The sequence below is a fragment of the Ruegeria sp. CDSA077 genome (assembly GCF_059612265.1).
On sequence record NZ_JBXWQG010000014.1, the window covers coordinates 1 to 15,820 of the forward strand.

Below are 15,820 nucleotides of genomic sequence, written 5' to 3' on the forward strand. Positions count from 1 at the left end.
ATCCCGCTGGATGCGGCACGATAGTGCTTGGAGGCCACTAAATGACTATTACCGATACACCTGCGCAGTCCGAGGGCGGCGCAAACAAACTCTACTTCGCGGCATGGCGCTGGCATTTTTACGCTGGTCTTTATGTCATTCCAATCTGAGAAAATTGATTGTGACACATCCTACTGCGTAGAATCAGGGCCTGACGGTTCCTGACCAACCCGCAGCCTTCATTGCACTGATCAGCTCTTGAACTGGCTGCGGGTCTACAAACACTCGAGCCTTCAGTGCTTCGAGAGGGAAGCTTGGCCAAGTGTCCGAAAACACTTTTGCAAGTCGCTGTGCCTCTGCTTGTTCTCCGTTCCTCCAGTGGGCTGCCATAAGGTAAGCTGCGGAAATTGGTCCGAACGGCCCACCGCGCGATATTGTTTCATCAAACGTCCGGATTGCGGCAGCATAGTCTCCCGTATGGAACTGAGCCGCACCCAATGCATTGTCAAATACAAGTCCCCCTCCTTGTGGGGCCAGGACTCTATATCGCGCTGATTGAGACAAAACTCGTTCAAAATCAGATGTATAAAGGGAAATCAAGGCATCGAATTCAGCAACATGTGAATCATCGGGTGCCAAACCTACGGCCCGTTGGGATAATCGAACTGCGCTATCGTAATTGCCCACCCCAAATTCAAACCAGGCTCGCGCTGAAAGCGGCCATGCTGCATCCGGAGCCAATTCCAAAGCATAAGCACTATTCTTGTCGGCCGCGTGCAAAAACTCATCAGAACCGGGATCGCCAGATTTCATGATGGCGAACATGGTTTCGACCTGAGAAGCGCCAGCATACCCCCCGTAATAAAACGGATCTCGTTCAATTGCTGTTTGGAATATTAACAACGCAGGTTGAAGGCGTGCCAAATCTGTAACCGGAAAAATCAGATCCCGGCCTGCGTTGCTTAGGTTCATTGCTTCGACGCGGGCTGGCGACACGTCGTAGATCGCAGTTTTGCCAGTTTTTGGAGCAACAGATTGCGAACTGCGGCCGATCAGAACACCGACTAGAATACCGGCTACTAGAAGTGAAAGCGAAATAACGACTGCGTAAGCCTGTTGCCTTCCGCGTAATGGTTGTCTGCTTCGATTGGAGCCCGGCAAAAACTCGGGTGCGTAACTTCCGACAGGCAATGAGATTACCAATTTGTCAGCAATCCCATTACTTTCATAATAAGCTTGGAGTTTTCGCCGAACACGTCCCGCATCCACGCGTACGACGCCTTCGCGTTTCAATAGCTCATCCGCGTCGTATCCATAAACATCCATCGCAATGGTTTTGGCGCGTATCTCGTTGGAACGACCCTCGAGCGATTCCATCACAACATAAGACAGAAAAGACCGCATGCGGGCGGACCCTTTGAATTCATCTGACTTCTGAACCCTATCCAACGCATCGCGCACCTGCTCGGCCGAGAACTGTTGAGTGTCATTCTGTTCCTGATCGTCCATGCTGACGGTCAAAGAACTATCCTTTCGCAATAAGGGTTTGTCGCCATGGTGCTACGGTAGCATGCGGCTTTATACGTTCAATACATATTCTGTTGGATGCATGCTTGGCAAACGAATGCCTGAAGGGCGCTGCCAATGACGGATGATGAGTTCTTTGAATCCCAATTTCCCGAAGCGGGTCGCCTGCTGCAGGACCTGCGGGCAAAAGACCAAGAGTTTGATCGAATTTGCCGCGACTACAAAGAGGTCTTCGCCGAACTGGCGGTGCCGCCAAGGTCGCAGTCTGTTCTTCAGATGCGCTATCTCGCCGATCTGGCAGAAAGCCTTTCGGACCTGCGCAGCAGTATTGACGGACGGTTGCAGGCGCATGGCCTTGATTCGGAATCGGTACGGAACAAAGATTTGGAGGTTTGACATGAGACTTAGATACATTTTGCCTGCGTTGTTGATTGGTGCCGGCTCCGCGCTTGCTCAGGAAACCCCGATTGTTCATGACGGCGAGTTCGAATTCCTTCGCGCGCAGTTTGGTGAGGCATGGGATGCGCAAGACGTTGAAGTCGACGCCAAGCTGACCGAAATTCGTGCGGCCAATGGCGGCAAGCCTCCTAATTTCCTCTACATCTTGATCGATGATGTAAGCTTTGGTCAGATGGGTGACCGCAAGATGAATTACGTCATGGGGATCGAGACACCCAGCATCAATCAGTTGGCTACCGAAGGCATGTCGCTGATGCGCATGTATACCGAACCCTCTTGTACTCCCACACGTACCGCCATGCTGACAGGGCGCCACCCAATACGCGCCGGTGTCGAAGAGGTCAAAGTGGCTTTGGTTGGAGAAGGTCTTCCGACCAGCGAAGTGACACTGCCGGAGATACTGAAACAAGTCGGCTACAATACGGCGCATATCGGCAAATGGCACCAAGGTGACATTGAGCAATCGTACCCACACAATCAGGGATTCGACTGGGCCGCATTTCCACTACACCAGCAAGTGCAGCTGAGCCTCATGATCCCCGAGGCAATGAGGTCCAACGCCATGCTCGGCTACGTGCCCGAGGGGCAGAACAATCAGTTCCTGCTGGATGAGCGCTTCAAGCCATATGGTCTTGTCACCGGTGTCGAGGCCGAAGCCGGTGGGCCCGCCCTGGAAGTAGACATGTCAGCCGGTGAGGTTTGGACGCAGGCCAAATATGAAGAGATGAACGAACGATATCAACGGCAGGCGCTGGAGCAACTCGAACGTGTAGCCTCCGAGGATGCGCCGTTCTTCTTGCAATACTGGCCGCTGTACCCGTTGAACTTCGTCTACCCGGATCAGGCAATTTCACGAAATGGCGGGTTTCATGCAGACAAGCTGCAACTGCTTGATGGATGGATTGGAGATCTCTTGGCCAAGCTTGAAGAAACCGGCACGGCAGACAACACAATTGTTGTTCTGATGGCAGATAATGGTCTGATGTATCACTATGAAGGCTCATCCGGCCTGAACCAACTAATCTATCGCGGAGGCAAAACTCAGCATCTTGAAGGCGGAGTAAGAACCGATGCATTCATTCGCTGGCCCGGTGTGATCGAACCCAACAGTGCAGCTGGCGACATCGTTCATGTTTCAGATATCTTCACCACAATGGCGCGAATTGCCGGAGCCACCGCCTTTATCCCAAGGGACCGTGTGATAGACGGCATTGACCAGACGGCGTTACTGTTGAACGGCGAGGGGAACGGTCGGCGCGACTATGTCTATGTCTACGAAGGTCCTGTCTTGCGCTCGGTCGTTAAACAAGAATTCAAGATGCACCTTCCTGCCCCTGGTCAACCCGGCGCGGCTGCTCCAACCTATAACATCTATCGGGACCCTCGTGAGGAACACCCGTTGGTTGGCTACTCGCTTTGGGCCGGTGCATCTTTTCAGGATATGATAAAGCGCCACCAGAAGATGATCGCCAAATATCCACATTCAGAGATCGGCAAAGGTACCCCCTATGAGGGCATCGAAAACCTGCGTCCGGAAACTGAACTGACCCGTGATGTATTCATGAGCTGGCAGTGACGTCGCAAATTTAAGTAAATATTTGAATATAACGATGTTACAAGTGGTTAACGCATCTAAGATCAAACACCGAAGCTCGGCTTCAAACCTGGGGGAGACGGAATGAAACTACAATGGCTTCTGGTTTTTTGTGCAGGCGTTACGGCACCACCTTTGCAAGCGCAGGAAGACCCAATCCAACACGATGCTGAGTTTTATGTTTTGCAGGCACAACACGCGGATAAATGGGTGCAAGATGACATCGCTGTTGATGAGGCTCTGGCGGCTTTTCGAGATAGGAACAAGGGGCAACCCCCAAACATAGTCAGTGTCTTGATCGATGATCTTGGCTTCGGAGATATGGGAATACCCGAGTTGAATGCCGTCCGGGGCTATGAGACGCCCAACATCAATGATTTCTCTGATGAAGCGATGCGTATGGTTCGGATGTATACCGAACCGTCCTGCACCCCGACCCGCGTTGCCCAAATGACCGGGCGGCTACCCGTCCGTATGGGAATGGGCAACACACAGGTTGATATCGCCGGGGAAGGCCTTCCAGGGGAAGAGGCTACACTGGCGGAAGTACTAAAACAGGCTGGATACTCTACCAGCCACGTTGGCAAATGGCACATGGGGGATATTTCAGAAAGCTGGGCGATGAATCAGGGGTTCGATTATGCCCAGCATGCAATCCACCAACAGGGGCAACTAACGATCTTCCATGATGACGCGATCAAGGAACAGGTTTCGGTGGCTATTCGGGACTACGATGATAAGTACACCATCGACCAGTGGTTCCGTCCTGATGCCTCGGCCATGATGACCGTTATTGAAGGCGAAGCTGGCGGCCCGATCCGCGAAATCCGAATGGAACCTGGCGAGCGCTGGAACGCCGCAAAGTATGACGAGATGAACCAAGCCTTCCAGGACAAGACCATGGACGAATTGGAGCGTTTGGCTGGCGATGAAGAACCATTCTTCCTGCAATACTGGCCAATGATTCCGCTAGACAACACACGAACCGGCAGAACGGGTCCTAAAAGCGCTAACGGCGGACTTTATGTCGACAAGATGCAGTTGCTGGATCAATGGCTTGGTGATCTGTTCACCAGAATTGACGAGCTCGGCTTAGCTGAGAATACAATCGTTATAGTAATGGGCGACAACGGTCATTTCACCAAGTACTCACCGCAATCAGGGTTCACTCCGATGATCTTTCGTGGCGGTAAAGCCGATACCACCGAGGGCGGTGTACGGGTTGATGCATTTATCCGGTGGCCCGGCATGATCACAGCAGATGGCCTTCTCAACAGCATCATCCACATCTCCGATCTCTATACAACGATGGCTCGCTTCGCCGGTGCCGATCAGTTTGTCCCACGCGATCGCTTGATTGACGGCGTGGATCAATCTGCTGCATTGCTTTTCGACGACGAAGCAAAATCGCGCCGCGACCACGTGATCATCTATTCAGACAAAAAACCCGAAGCCGTCGTCAAAGATCAACTCAAACTCATCTTGCCGCCACCTGGCAAAAACCCCATCGCCGCCGAATTCTTTGACCTATATCGCGACACTCGCGAAGAATTTTCAGTCTCAACCGAGGTTGGCGCCTGGGGTGGACAGGAGTTTGTGCGAATTCTGGGCCGACACATGGCCCGTAAAGAGAAATATCCAGATAGTCCGCCGGCCTATGGCGTGCCCTATGAAGGGATTGAAAACACGCGCCCAGAATCGCGACAAGCGGTTGAGGCGTTCCTGATCAAACGCCAAGCCCCGCAGCAATAACACCGATAACGGCAGCGACGCACCAAAGCCTTTAGGATCATCACATGATTGGACTACTTTTCTTTGCACTGGGTTTGATCACATCCCTTGGGATCGGCTTTGTCTATTTCAGAGACCTTGGCGACGTCTCTCAAATGCTGCTGAAGGTAAAGCGCGAGAATATGGTGCGCTTTATCCGCAATGAATATCGCCTGATCGGTATCGGACTTGGCGGGTTTGCAGCGGCAACACTTGCGCATTTCCTTTTGGGCGGTGGCCCTTTCTGGCTTTGGCTCATAGCGGCTGTGCTTACTCTTCTTCTTTATGGGTTTCCCTACGTTTGGGTGCATTTGGGTCTAAGGAACCAGCTCAATGACGCACAGTACTTTCCAATTGAAGAAGCCCGCAAATATGTCGGACCAACTGCGCCCGTCATAGTCATCGAAAACAACGGCCAAGCCCGCGCGCACCCGGATGCGCAGATTATGCGCCCTCATCTGGCCGGGAATGTAGATGGCTTGGGTGGTGAAGACGTGGTCATGACCTATTGTGCTATGGCCAATTTGGGTCAGGGTTACATTCCGCGAATAGAAGGACGACGGTTGAATCTCGAGGTTTTGGCCCAGCATGGCAATAACCTAATCCTGCGCGATAACGACACGGGCGAGCCGATCCAGCACATCTATGGTTTCCGCGAGGCGGACCGCGACCCTAACTCCGACGGTCCTGCCTGCCCTCTTCGACCCGAAGCGCAAATGGAGCCCTGGCCAACCTTTCGAATGACGTTCCGCGGGTTTCAGAAGGCCTATCCTGACGGTGAGGTATTTCTGAACAAGCCATCCCCGAACCCATTTTTGCGCCTGCTGGATATGATGACCGAGATCACGTTTGGCTGGGGCATCGGACGCCAGCATCAGGAAGACGCGCCCGTGATGGACAACATGGATCGTTCAGACGATCGGTTACCAAATAAAACCTACGTTTGGGGAATTACGATCGGTAAGGATGCGGTTTGCTGGACTGATGATTTCATCGTCGAGAACGAGTGGATCGTGAATGCCAATGTCGGCGGACGAGATGTCGTGGTCAGCTTGGATCCAAAGTATGAAAGCCTAGGCGTTTGGTACAACGACTTTGGTCAACCTGTGAGCCAATGCGATTTTTGGGGCCATTCAGATCAGGGTCAGCTAAAACGTGTCGAAACCCTGCGCGCAGGCACATTCTGGCATGTCTGGTCCGAGTTCTTCCCGAACACAGATATTAATCGTGTCGGCAGCGGTTCGATGGCAACCGAAGGAGCTGTAGAATGAGGCCCATAGCCAAACAACCACAAACCAAAGACCATTTATTCAAACTTGATTGTTTGACGGGAGGGACAGAATGATTTCGTCAATTTGGGTGAAAAGCTACGCTTGCGGAGTAGCTTTTTTTGCATCTGTGGCCACAGCGGCTTCGGCACAACAATCAGATTGGTCATATGAGGCCACAATCTACCTGTTCATGCCGGAAACAGAGACTACATTGGACACACCTTTGGGCACTCTGGACGGTACGCTCAGCTTTTCGGATGCGTTGGAAAACCTCGATTTTGCCTTTATGAGTGCGTTCTCGGCCACCAACGGACGTTGGCTGATACTTGCAGATTACAACTACACAGACTTATCTTTCAGTAACAGCGCTCCTGGACCTGTCGGCTCGGGTCTGGAGACATCATTTACCACACAATACCTGAGTGGCTATGTTGGCTACAGAGTGTATGAAGCGCCAACTATCACCGTTGACGTCGCCGGGGGTTTCCGGTGGTTCAGCACCGAAACGGAATTTACCCTTCTACCCGGCGCGGCACCGGGGCGCACAACAACGGCAGACGATAGCTGGACCGACCCTGTCATCGGCGCCAGAGCACGGGTACAGTTCTCGGATAAGTGGTCGGGCTCCGGTTTTGTCGACTACGGAGGCTTCCGCAGCGACAGTGAAACCTGGCAGATTCTGCTGACGGCAGATTACGCAATCAACGACAGGTGGCTGATCCGCGGTGGTTATCGCTATATCTCATTCGATCATGAAATCGACGGCAACGATTTTACATTTGATCAGTCGGGGCCTGTGCTAGGCGCGACTTATCGGTTCTAAAATTTTTTGTTGGCGAACCCGAGACAAGGTTGTGATGTTACGAACGTCGTTTGATTGGCGCGATTCAATTGTAAAAAGGTTTAGAGAATCAAATTCGCATGTGTCCTCAGATTTGTTTTCGTGCCTGGCCCCAGATCTTGACCCCCGGCATCGATAGCTGGTTGGAGTTTGTTGTAGCCTTCGAAACCTAGCAATGAATGAGACAAGTCTGAGGTAGAGATGCCACTTTCGACCGCGGAGTGAGAATTCACCTAGACTAGCCTTCGCAATCGCAGCGAATGTCTGAAATGCGGGCTGCTAACGCAGTATTTCAAAGGGCTGATGGATGTCGGCTAAGGGCCGCGAGTTACAACACACTCTGGAGCTGGCGATGTACCAGAAATCGGACAATGCTGTCACTCTGTCGCAAGTTGAAATTTGAGGAAGGTCGCCCCGTCATAGTCGACTTCGCCAACCCGCCAAGCACCAAGTCTGTCGAGTGCCCGCAGGTTCGTGCGTGACGGTGGTAAAAGGAAGGTCACATACGGGATGCGTTCATCGGAAATTGCAAAGTCGATCGCCTTTCGCGAGATGCGCGGCCCGAGGCCAAACGTGTCGGGCCGCAAGACCAGTCCGAAATCCCACTCGGCTCCTTCTTTTTGAAATCCACCCCAGCCGACATATCGGTCATCGGACAAGAATGCCCAATGTCCAAGTCCGTCACGGTGCCAACACTCTTCCTTTTTGGCGACAAACCGCGCCACTGTCTCGGCATTCCAAGTAAATCTCAGAAGCGGCATATGCTCGGCGACACGAGGGTCGGACATGTGCGCTAAGATTTCGGTTGGGTCGATTTCCGACAATCGGACGAATTTTATTTCAGATCTCATTGCGGCGTCTTTCGATGTGCTCGTCTCTCATTGTCCGCTGGACGCGATATTTCAACAGCCAACTCTTTGCCTGCTGTCACGCTGGGACATACGCATTCAGTTTGTTGCCATCCAGATCCCGGAAATACCCTCCGTAGAAACCATGATCTCCGCGTGTGCCGGGGGGTCCCTCATCTGTTCCGCCAAGTTCGAGGCACTTTGCGTGAAGCGTATCGACGGCTTTTCTGTTGGTCATTTTCAAAGCGACCATCACCCCGTTTCCAACGCTTGCCGGTGCCCCATTGAATGGACAAGCAAGGCATAACGCAGGCTCGGCCCTTGAGCGGCCCCATGCGGCCATATCGCCCTGTTTCCAAAGACGGTTTGCGCCCACGCTCGAAAACAAGGCGTCGTAGAATTTCAGCGCGGCCTCGAAGTTGTTGGTTCCGAGGGTAACATATCCAATCATGCTTGATCTCCGTAATTCTGTGGTCGTCATTTTCAACTTTAAGCCCGGCTACAAAGACCCCTGGGTTGCTGCGCCAGACCGCCTAGCAAGTAAGGTCGAGGCCGGACCATGGCTCGGAATTGCCCGCACTTCAAAATTTTCGAAACGCTCGATTGCCTGCATCAATCGGGAGCGGGACATAAATCGGCCGGTCCCGCGAAACAAAAGCGCCTGGCGCATGAGGCTGCCGGCAAGACCACGGGCAGGCTCATCCGCGCAAAACGCGAGACAAAGCGCGCCGCCGGCTCGAACAACCCTGCAAAGCTCACTCAAAGCCAGGTGGGGATCGGGGACGGTTTCCAAAGCCCAAGCACACGTCACAAGATCGAACGTGCCATCTTCAAACGGCAGGGACTCCAACCGTCCTTGTATCTTCGGCACAGGAATGTCGGCACAGCGTGCAAGCATCGCTGCGGACGGGTCGAGAAGGGTCATCAAATTCGGCGGCATGCCCTCGGCGATCAGTCTACGTGCCAGGTTGCCGGTGCCGCAGCCAGCATCCAAAAGCCTCGAATTCGGCGTCGCAAGTGCACGCACCAGACCTTCCAGGGCGGCCTGCGCCTCGCCGCCTGCATGACGCAGCCAGCGATGATGAAGTTTGTCGTAGCGAGGTGCGAGCTTGTCATAAATATCAAACGCATCGTCTAAAGGCGTTTCTTCCAACATCTATTTGGTCCTATTATTCATTCATCGTGTCCGCGGTGCGCGCACGTTTTTTACGGAGAACTTGCGTCGGATTGCGGCGCGGTGTGTTCGTCCTCGGGCCACGTCCATGCGGTCCAGAGAATTGCGATTAGAGCCACGATCTCGATGACGAGGTGGAAGGTGTCATCCATGTCGGTGGGGGCCGAGGAAAGGAGCGTACCGGTTGTGACGATCGCTGCAAGAAAGGTGACAGGGCGACCAATCCTGCGGGTTAGCAGGAGCGAATAGAGCACCATCGCAATCGGCACTTGGACGAGGAAACCGCCCAAAAGCATCAGCCCTTCGGTGATCTCGATGCCGTTGTAATGGCCTGTCAGCAGCATCTCGATATGGGACGCGAGGACAAACTGGTGAATATCGCGAAAGATGATGTTGAGCAGTATGAACAGCCACAGGGCCGACAGAAGAATACGGGGATCGAGCCGTCTCATTTTGGCGTCTTCTTTCTGTGTTTCTGGAGTTTGCCGGTATCAGGTCGGGAGCACGACCGGGTTCAGATCACCGCGCCGGATGTGCGCGTTGCAAAGGCGCGGCGGATAAGGAGTTCCGCAATCGCAAGGTTGATGGCCCACGCCCCAACCATCAGGAGGTCTCGCGAAAACCCCTGCAGTTCGGTGTCAAAGAGGGCCATTGCGACCAGAAAGAGCGCGGTTTGCGTTGAGGCCCCTTGGCCGATGGCATAGGCGCGCAGCATCGCGGCGCGGTGCGCGGCGACGTTTCGCGACCGGATCGCGACGATGGCCCATGCGATGAGGGTGACCATCGCGAGGCCGAGCGTGACCCTTGCCCCGTAAAGCACTGGTCCCTGCAGGGCATCGGGAAATGCGTAGGACACGGTCATCCAGAGCCCGGTTAGTGCGCTGATGCATCCCGCTGCCGCCACAATCCGCCCGAGGGTCCTGTGCAGGGCCGGGCGGTAGCGCCTCAGGCTCGGGAGGAATTGCACAGCCCCCACAAGGCAGAAAACTGAACTGCCGAGGATATGCAATGTGATCGGGAGGGGATCGAACACCGCACGCGGGTTCGGCGGGATGATCGCCCGAGCGCCGAGAAGTTCCGGAAGCCGGACCAGCCCTACGACTGCCGGAATGAAAGAGTAGAGGAACACGAGGGCAAGGAACGCCCATTCGCGACGGCTTATAAAGTGCATGCTTCGGTCTCTCAGAATAAGGCGTCGGTCTGCCTCAGGCGGGCTTGCGCGCGACGATAAAGGGGCTCAGTCGGTTCTTTCCGAAGTACCGCGTCTGCTCGATTTCGAACCCGGCGCGGATCAGGTGTCGGGTCAATTCAGCGCGACTCAAGATGATCACATTAGGCGCGATCCGCGCGGCCATGAGCACGCGAACCATGGCTCGCATCCAACGCGGCGCGTCCTTCAGACAAACCGTCTTTGATATGAAGTGACCGCCGGGTTTCATTTGGTGGAATGCTGCATCCAGTACGGTGGGTATGTCGTCCACCAGGTGAAGCAAGCTGAACGCGCAAATGGCGTCGAACGGTTGGCTAGGAATGTGTTGCGCCGCCTCCGCCTGAAGAAATTCTGGTGTTCCCGCGGCATCGCCACCTGATCGTGACCGGGCGATCCGGATCATCTCGGCAGAGAGGTCGGTTGCGGTCACATGAGCGACGACAGGCGCGATCTTCCTGGCTGTGCCGCCTGTGCCGCAGCCGATTTCAAGAACGCGATCGGTCGATCGAAGAAGCGCAGTGACGCATTCCAGCTTTTCTTCGTAGGCGGTGACATCGGCAATAGGTTTCTTGGCGTACTTGGGCGCATGCCGGTCCCAGAAGGCTTGGGCAGTCATGTCGGTTTCCTTTGCGCGTTGCACTTCAGGTTTGAAGCGGCGCGGATGCGCCAGTCGTAAGAAACTGCGGAATGCATTGTGTCGCTTTCGATTGCAGAGACCGGGCCGATCTCGTTTCGCATCCGGTATCATCCATGCGCTCATAAAGGGTCGATTGCTTAAATTCGTCCACCTGCTATACGCTCATGAATGAACTGGCAGGCCGTTTCCTTCGATTGGAACCAGGTACGCGCCTTCCTCGCGACAGCGGAGGAAGGCTCGTTCAGCGGCGCGGCGCGCGTGCTGAAGACAACGCAGCCGACGATAGGGCGGCAGATCGGTGCGTTGGAGGAGGCACTTGGCGTCACGTTGGTAGAACGCAGCGTCCGTGGTCTTACCTTGACGGAAGCAGGGCGCGACCTGATTGATCACATGCGCACGATGGGCGAGGCTGCGACGCTCATCTCGATGGTGGCCGACGGTAAATCTCAGGATGTCACCGGAGAGGTCACGGTCACGGGAACGGACCTCTTGTCAGCAGCGATCCTGCCGGGCGTGCTCAAGCCGTTGAGACAGATGGCGCCGGGCATCCGCGTCCGCATTCTCGCGTCGAGTGAGATGCAGAATTTGACGCAGCGCGAGGCAGACATCGCGATACGCCACGTCCGCCCAGATCAGCCGGACCTGATCGCACGGCACTTGGGCGACTTTCGCGCCACTCTCTATGCCGCGACCGACTATCTCGATCGTGCAAGCCGCCCACGGACACCGCGCGATGTGGCTGCACTCGATTTCGTCGGCAATGCCGACCCCGAGAGGCTAATGGCCCCACTGCACAACATGGGCGTGCCCGTTCGCGCAGAGAGCTTCGTGATGTCGAGCGAGAGCGGTGTCGTCGCATGGGAATTGGTGAAAGCGGGCTACGGCGTCTCTATGCAGCCCGAAACGTTGGGCGAGGCTGAATCTGGCATAGAGAAGGTCTTGCCGGATTTCCCTTCGCTTGAGTTTCCAATCTGGCTGGTCACCCATCGGGAGTTACAGACCAGCCGTCGTATCCGGATCGTATTCGACCTGCTGGCCCGGGGTCTGTCAGACGTTGCGAAGCGCCGAAGTGGTGGCGATTAACAGGTGCAAAAGCGCCGAACCCGGAGCAAGTAAGGTCGCGTGGCAATAGTTGAAGCTGCGCTTGCACGAGTTCGTTTTGTCCGATGAGTGTACGTTAATGTTGGAAATGCTGCGCAATCGATCAACTTCCGCTTTGGGGAAGCTGCAATGCGGCAACTTATCTCGCGATGAACGGCTGGTTTGGGCCGCCCGCGAGAGCGGCCCGTTGACTTTAGATCTCTATCGCTTCGGCGATTGCTAGGGCATCCTCGAGTTCGACGCCGAGATACCGGACTGTACTGTCCATCTTAGTATGGCCAAGCAGAAGCTGAACAGCGCGTAGGTTTCCGGTCTTCTTGTAGATCTGAGTGACCTTGGTTCTCCTCATGGAATGGGTGCCGTAGGCGCTTGCTTCGAGGCCGATCGACGTGACCCAATCGCGGACAATCCGTGCATATTGGCGTGTCGAGATGTACAGGCGTTCATGAAATCGGCCGGGCCAAAGGTACTCCGAACCGACCATCAGCTCATCTTCCATCCACTTCTCAACAGAGGCACGTGTGCCCTCTGATATCTCAAAGCGCACGGGTTTCTGCGTCTTGCTTTGAAGGACCGAAGCCCGTTCCTTAATCTGACCCGATGACATGACATCGGCGACCTTCATCTTCACCAGATCGCAGCCGCGAAGCTTACTGTCGATTGCCATGTTGAAGAGCGCAAGATCGCGATGATTTTCGGCAAGCTCGAGGCGAACTCGGATTGCCCAGACATGTTTTGGTTTCAGCGGTCGCTTCTGGCCGACGATGCGTCCTTTGTTCCAGGCTGGGCGAAGAGCACGAACGGCAGGTAAGTTTGGTGTTTCCATGGTTGATCCTCCGATCCGCCATGCCCGCCCACAACGACAACCCGACGTTGACTGGAAAATTTTATCACAGCATGCCGCGCTGCCTCCAAGGTCCGCGATGAGCCCAAAGCGGAATTGCTTTGCCACGAACATTGGCAGCTAAAGAAACGCAAGTAACTAACTCCGCGGATATGAAGGTGACCGTTTGCTGAATGCGCGACAGGTATTTGAGCATTACCTTTTTAGTTGTGCGTGTATGCCTGTACCTGTGCTTTCTATTCATTAAGGCTTTTCAAAATCTGACGAATGGGCTGACAGAAGCAACCCACCGAGCTAACTTCATTGCAAAGAGGAGGGGTGAATGGGAAGACGTCTCACGACGGTATTGGCCGCCGACATTGTGGGCTATTCCGGGCTGATGGATCAGGACCGTACTGGCACAGTCGCTGCATTAAAGACCTTCCGCGAGGACACGTTTCTCCCGATCGTGGAAGATACCAATGGTTCACTGATCAAAAGCATGGGCGACGGCTGGATCGTCGAGTTTCAATCACCATCTGAAGCAGCAGCTTGCGCGATTGCAGTTCAGTCCGCCCTCAAACCTGACCACATCAAACTGCGCATCGGGGTTCACACAGGGGAAGTGGTAACCGATGGCGATGACATTTTCGGCGACGGCATCAATGTTGCGGCGCGTCTGGAGGCTCTCGCGAAGCCGGGACAAGTGCTCTTTTCGGATACGTCACATAACAGCCTTGACCGTAACGATGCGGGATTATTCGACGGCGGAGAGCAAACCGAACTGAAAAACATCACGCGGCATGTTGGAATCTGGTGTTGGCCAAAGGGTACGAAAGCCAATCTCGCGATCAAAGCGGATGTGAGGCCGGGAATCGCAGTGCTCCCATTCGACAATATGTCGGGTGATCCGGAGCAGGAGTTCTTTGCCGATGGCATAACGGAAGACATCATAACTGAGCTATCTCGGTTTCGTTGGTTGATGGTCGTCGCACGAAATTCTTCTTTTGCTTATAAGGGGAAAAGCACGGACATCCGCGACGTGGGCCGCGACTTAGGGGTTCGGTATGTACTGGAAGGCTCCGTTCGGCGTTCCGGGCAGCGCGTCCGCATCACGGGACAGCTCATAGATACCGAAAATGGGAGCCATTTGTGGGCGGACCGCTTTGACGGTGTGCTCGACGACATCTTTGATCTTCAAGATCAAGTCACCGAAGACGTAGTTACAGCTATTGAACCATCGGTGCGGCACGCTGAAACAAATCGTGCGCGTGCAAAACCCACCAAGGACTTACAGGCATACGAGCTCTACCTCCGAGCTTTATCACATTTCCACTTGCTGACTGACCAAGACAACATAGAGGCAATACGACTGACAAAACTGGCTTTGGATCGAGATCCGGAATACGCCTCCGCAGCGGGCTTGCTAGCATGGCTTCATATCCAACGTCTTGTGCAAGGTTTGGAACCTGTAGATCAGGGACCCAAGTCAGCTGTCGCGGCCGCAGAGCAGGTGCTGCGGAGCGATCGCGCGGACGGCATTGCAAAGGCTTATGCCGCACATTCGATCTCTATGCTGGCACAAGACCTGTCCCGCGCGCGGACAGCCTTTAAGGAAGCATTGTCGGAAAATCCCAACGCGGCGACGGTCCACATGCTCGCCGCTGCAAATCTTTATTTGCTGAATCGCCCTGACAAGGCGCTGGAACATGCAGTCCGGTCTGTCGAACTCAGCCCGGGTGATCCATTGCGGCACGCCGCTTTCATGGGACAGGGTGCCGCCTTGTTTCACTTGGGACGTTATGAGGAAGCCGCGCAGGCCTGTCGCGAAGCCTTGTCTGTGCGTGCAACCTTCCTGATGAGCCACCTGATGCTGATTGCCTCGCTCGCTGAGCTCGATGACATAGATGCGGCAAAAACAGCGGCTGTCAAATTGAACGAAATCGCTCCGAATGCGGCTTCGATAACCGAGACAACACGTTTACCATTATTCTCTATTCCAACCTGCGCTGATCGCTGGCGCAGCGGGTGGAAAAAAGCAGGGTTGCAAGTGTGAAGACAAACGGCACCCCCCCGGTTCCGACAACCATGCATTCGGTAAAGGATATTTCGCCTTTGTCTTGAAAATCAGTTGCTGACCAAAACTCTGCCTGGCTGGCCCTCCTCATGGACACGGAACACCAAAATGGTTGCCCCTTCGTCCCCTGACCGAGCGGTGTGCACTTTTTTCAACGGAACGATGCCTACGTCACCTGAAAAAGCTTCTTGTTCGCCTTCGCCGTCTAGGATGAGGGTGACGCTGCCCTGCAGAATGTAGGCAAATTCTTCACCGGGATGCCAATGCATTGGTAAAGTGAGGTTTGGTGGTAGGGCAACATGGCTCACGACAACCTCCAAGCCCTCAGTGCTTTTGAGCGACTCGGTTAGCAAGTCCTGAATAAGCGGTTTTTGCAAAGTCGCTGGATCCCGCACATCGTGCGACATAGCCGCAGCGGCACCAGTCACGACAATCAAAAAAGCAAATATGATTGGTTTCCACATCTAATCCCCTCCTACTTTTAGAAGATGATGGCATTGGGACCTTTT

At 54.5% G+C, this 15,820-nt stretch carries 16 protein-coding genes; 7 read left to right on the forward strand and 9 right to left on the reverse strand.

Annotated elements, in window-relative coordinates; genetic code table 11:
• Positions 1-183 precede the first annotated feature (183 nt).
• Positions 184-1,488: a tetratricopeptide repeat protein gene (locus AC2FLE_RS18550; protein WP_496698877.1), complete on the reverse strand. Its 1,305-nt coding sequence runs from the start codon at positions 1,486-1,488 to the stop codon at positions 184-186.
• 135 nt (positions 1,489-1,623) lie between these two features.
• On the opposite strand from AC2FLE_RS18550, the gene AC2FLE_RS18555 reads away from it, so the two are divergent.
• From AC2FLE_RS18555 to AC2FLE_RS18575, 5 genes are all read left to right on the forward strand, one after another.
• On the forward strand, positions 1,624-1,902 hold the full coding sequence (locus AC2FLE_RS18555; RefSeq protein WP_142639695.1) for a hypothetical protein: 279 nt from the start codon (positions 1,624-1,626) through the stop codon (positions 1,900-1,902).
• A 1-nt stretch (position 1,903) separates the two neighbouring features.
• On the forward strand, positions 1,904-3,541 hold the full coding sequence (locus AC2FLE_RS18560; RefSeq protein WP_281973730.1) for a sulfatase-like hydrolase/transferase: 1,638 nt from the start codon (positions 1,904-1,906) through the stop codon (positions 3,539-3,541).
• 102 nt (positions 3,542-3,643) lie between these two features.
• Complete coding sequence (locus tag AC2FLE_RS18565; protein ID WP_496698879.1) at positions 3,644-5,311, forward strand: sulfatase-like hydrolase/transferase; 1,668 nt, start codon at positions 3,644-3,646, stop codon at positions 5,309-5,311.
• A 44-nt stretch (positions 5,312-5,355) separates the two neighbouring features.
• Positions 5,356-6,600, forward strand: coding sequence for a DUF3179 domain-containing (seleno)protein (locus AC2FLE_RS18570; protein ID WP_496698881.1), 1,245 nt, complete (start codon positions 5,356-5,358; stop codon positions 6,598-6,600).
• Positions 6,601-6,670: 70 nt separating this feature from the next.
• Positions 6,671-7,423, forward strand: coding sequence for an outer membrane protein (locus AC2FLE_RS18575; protein WP_496698882.1), 753 nt, complete (start codon positions 6,671-6,673; stop codon positions 7,421-7,423).
• A gap of 395 nt (positions 7,424-7,818) precedes the next feature.
• Here AC2FLE_RS18575 and AC2FLE_RS18580 read toward each other — a convergent pair whose 3' ends face one another.
• The 6 genes from AC2FLE_RS18580 to AC2FLE_RS18605 all read right to left on the reverse strand — a co-directional run bounded on the left by AC2FLE_RS18580 (position 7,819) and on the right by AC2FLE_RS18605 (position 11,289).
• A complete protein-coding gene (locus tag AC2FLE_RS18580; RefSeq protein ID WP_010443838.1) occupies positions 7,819-8,292 on the reverse strand; it encodes a GNAT family N-acetyltransferase in 474 nt (157 codons plus the stop codon).
• 76 nt (positions 8,293-8,368) lie between these two features.
• A complete protein-coding gene (locus AC2FLE_RS18585) occupies positions 8,369-8,740 on the reverse strand; it encodes a VOC family protein (protein WP_496698885.1) in 372 nt (123 codons plus the stop codon).
• Between the two features lie 48 nt (positions 8,741-8,788).
• Positions 8,789-9,445, reverse strand: a complete 657-nt coding sequence (locus tag AC2FLE_RS18590; RefSeq protein ID WP_496698887.1) for a methyltransferase domain-containing protein — start codon at positions 9,443-9,445, stop codon at positions 8,789-8,791.
• 50 nt (positions 9,446-9,495) lie between these two features.
• Positions 9,496-9,915 carry a DUF6326 family protein gene (locus AC2FLE_RS18595; RefSeq protein WP_496698888.1) on the reverse strand — a complete coding sequence of 140 codons (420 nt, stop codon included), beginning with the start codon at positions 9,913-9,915 and terminating at the stop codon, positions 9,496-9,498.
• A gap of 62 nt (positions 9,916-9,977) precedes the next feature.
• A complete protein-coding gene (locus tag AC2FLE_RS18600; protein WP_496698890.1) occupies positions 9,978-10,634 on the reverse strand; it encodes a DUF2306 domain-containing protein in 657 nt (218 codons plus the stop codon).
• 34 nt (positions 10,635-10,668) lie between these two features.
• Entirely contained in the window at positions 10,669-11,289 is a 621-nt protein-coding gene (locus AC2FLE_RS18605) for a class I SAM-dependent DNA methyltransferase (RefSeq protein WP_496698892.1), read from the reverse strand.
• A 189-nt stretch (positions 11,290-11,478) separates the two neighbouring features.
• Here AC2FLE_RS18605 and AC2FLE_RS18610 point away from each other — a divergent pair, with 189 nt between their 5' ends.
• Positions 11,479-12,393: a LysR family transcriptional regulator gene (locus AC2FLE_RS18610; RefSeq protein WP_171329874.1), complete on the forward strand. Its 915-nt coding sequence runs from the start codon at positions 11,479-11,481 to the stop codon at positions 12,391-12,393.
• Between the two features lie 211 nt (positions 12,394-12,604).
• Here the strand turns inward: AC2FLE_RS18610 and AC2FLE_RS18615 are convergent, their stop codons facing one another.
• Entirely contained in the window at positions 12,605-13,237 is a 633-nt protein-coding gene (locus AC2FLE_RS18615) for a tyrosine-type recombinase/integrase (protein WP_496698894.1), read from the reverse strand.
• 364 nt (positions 13,238-13,601) lie between these two features.
• Between AC2FLE_RS18615 and AC2FLE_RS18620 the strand changes: the two genes are divergently transcribed.
• Complete coding sequence (locus AC2FLE_RS18620; RefSeq protein ID WP_496686430.1) at positions 13,602-15,290, forward strand: adenylate/guanylate cyclase domain-containing protein; 1,689 nt, start codon at positions 13,602-13,604, stop codon at positions 15,288-15,290.
• Between the two features lie 71 nt (positions 15,291-15,361).
• Here AC2FLE_RS18620 and AC2FLE_RS18625 read toward each other — a convergent pair whose 3' ends face one another.
• Complete coding sequence (locus tag AC2FLE_RS18625; protein WP_010443737.1) at positions 15,362-15,775, reverse strand: cupin domain-containing protein; 414 nt, start codon at positions 15,773-15,775, stop codon at positions 15,362-15,364.
• Positions 15,776-15,820 lie beyond the last annotated feature (45 nt).

Bases quoted from the DNA above. Each gene is read 5' to 3' on its own strand.
- AC2FLE_RS18555 (WP_142639695.1), top strand. From the start codon at position 1,624: ATGACGGATGATGAGTTCTTTGAATCCCAATTTCCCGAAGCGGGTCGC.
- AC2FLE_RS18600 (WP_496698890.1), bottom strand. From the start codon at position 10,634: ATGCACTTTATAAGCCGTCGCGAATGGGCGTTCCTTGCCCTCGTGTTC.
- AC2FLE_RS18610 (WP_171329874.1), top strand. From the start codon at position 11,479: ATGAACTGGCAGGCCGTTTCCTTCGATTGGAACCAGGTACGCGCCTTC.
- AC2FLE_RS18570 (WP_496698881.1), top strand. From the start codon at position 5,356: ATGATTGGACTACTTTTCTTTGCACTGGGTTTGATCACATCCCTTGGG.
- AC2FLE_RS18605 (WP_496698892.1), bottom strand. From the start codon at position 11,289: ATGACTGCCCAAGCCTTCTGGGACCGGCATGCGCCCAAGTACGCCAAG.
- AC2FLE_RS18550 (WP_496698877.1), bottom strand. From the start codon at position 1,488: ATGGACGATCAGGAACAGAATGACACTCAACAGTTCTCGGCCGAGCAG.
- AC2FLE_RS18565 (WP_496698879.1), top strand. From the start codon at position 3,644: ATGAAACTACAATGGCTTCTGGTTTTTTGTGCAGGCGTTACGGCACCA.
- AC2FLE_RS18580 (WP_010443838.1), bottom strand. From the start codon at position 8,292: ATGAGATCTGAAATAAAATTCGTCCGATTGTCGGAAATCGACCCAACC.
- AC2FLE_RS18625 (WP_010443737.1), bottom strand. From the start codon at position 15,775: ATGTGGAAACCAATCATATTTGCTTTTTTGATTGTCGTGACTGGTGCC.
- AC2FLE_RS18585 (WP_496698885.1), bottom strand. From the start codon at position 8,740: ATGATTGGATATGTTACCCTCGGAACCAACAACTTCGAGGCCGCGCTG.
- AC2FLE_RS18615 (WP_496698894.1), bottom strand. From the start codon at position 13,237: ATGGAAACACCAAACTTACCTGCCGTTCGTGCTCTTCGCCCAGCCTGG.
- AC2FLE_RS18590 (WP_496698887.1), bottom strand. From the start codon at position 9,445: ATGTTGGAAGAAACGCCTTTAGACGATGCGTTTGATATTTATGACAAG.
- AC2FLE_RS18595 (WP_496698888.1), bottom strand. From the start codon at position 9,915: ATGAGACGGCTCGATCCCCGTATTCTTCTGTCGGCCCTGTGGCTGTTC.
- AC2FLE_RS18575 (WP_496698882.1), top strand. From the start codon at position 6,671: ATGATTTCGTCAATTTGGGTGAAAAGCTACGCTTGCGGAGTAGCTTTT.
- AC2FLE_RS18560 (WP_281973730.1), top strand. From the start codon at position 1,904: ATGAGACTTAGATACATTTTGCCTGCGTTGTTGATTGGTGCCGGCTCC.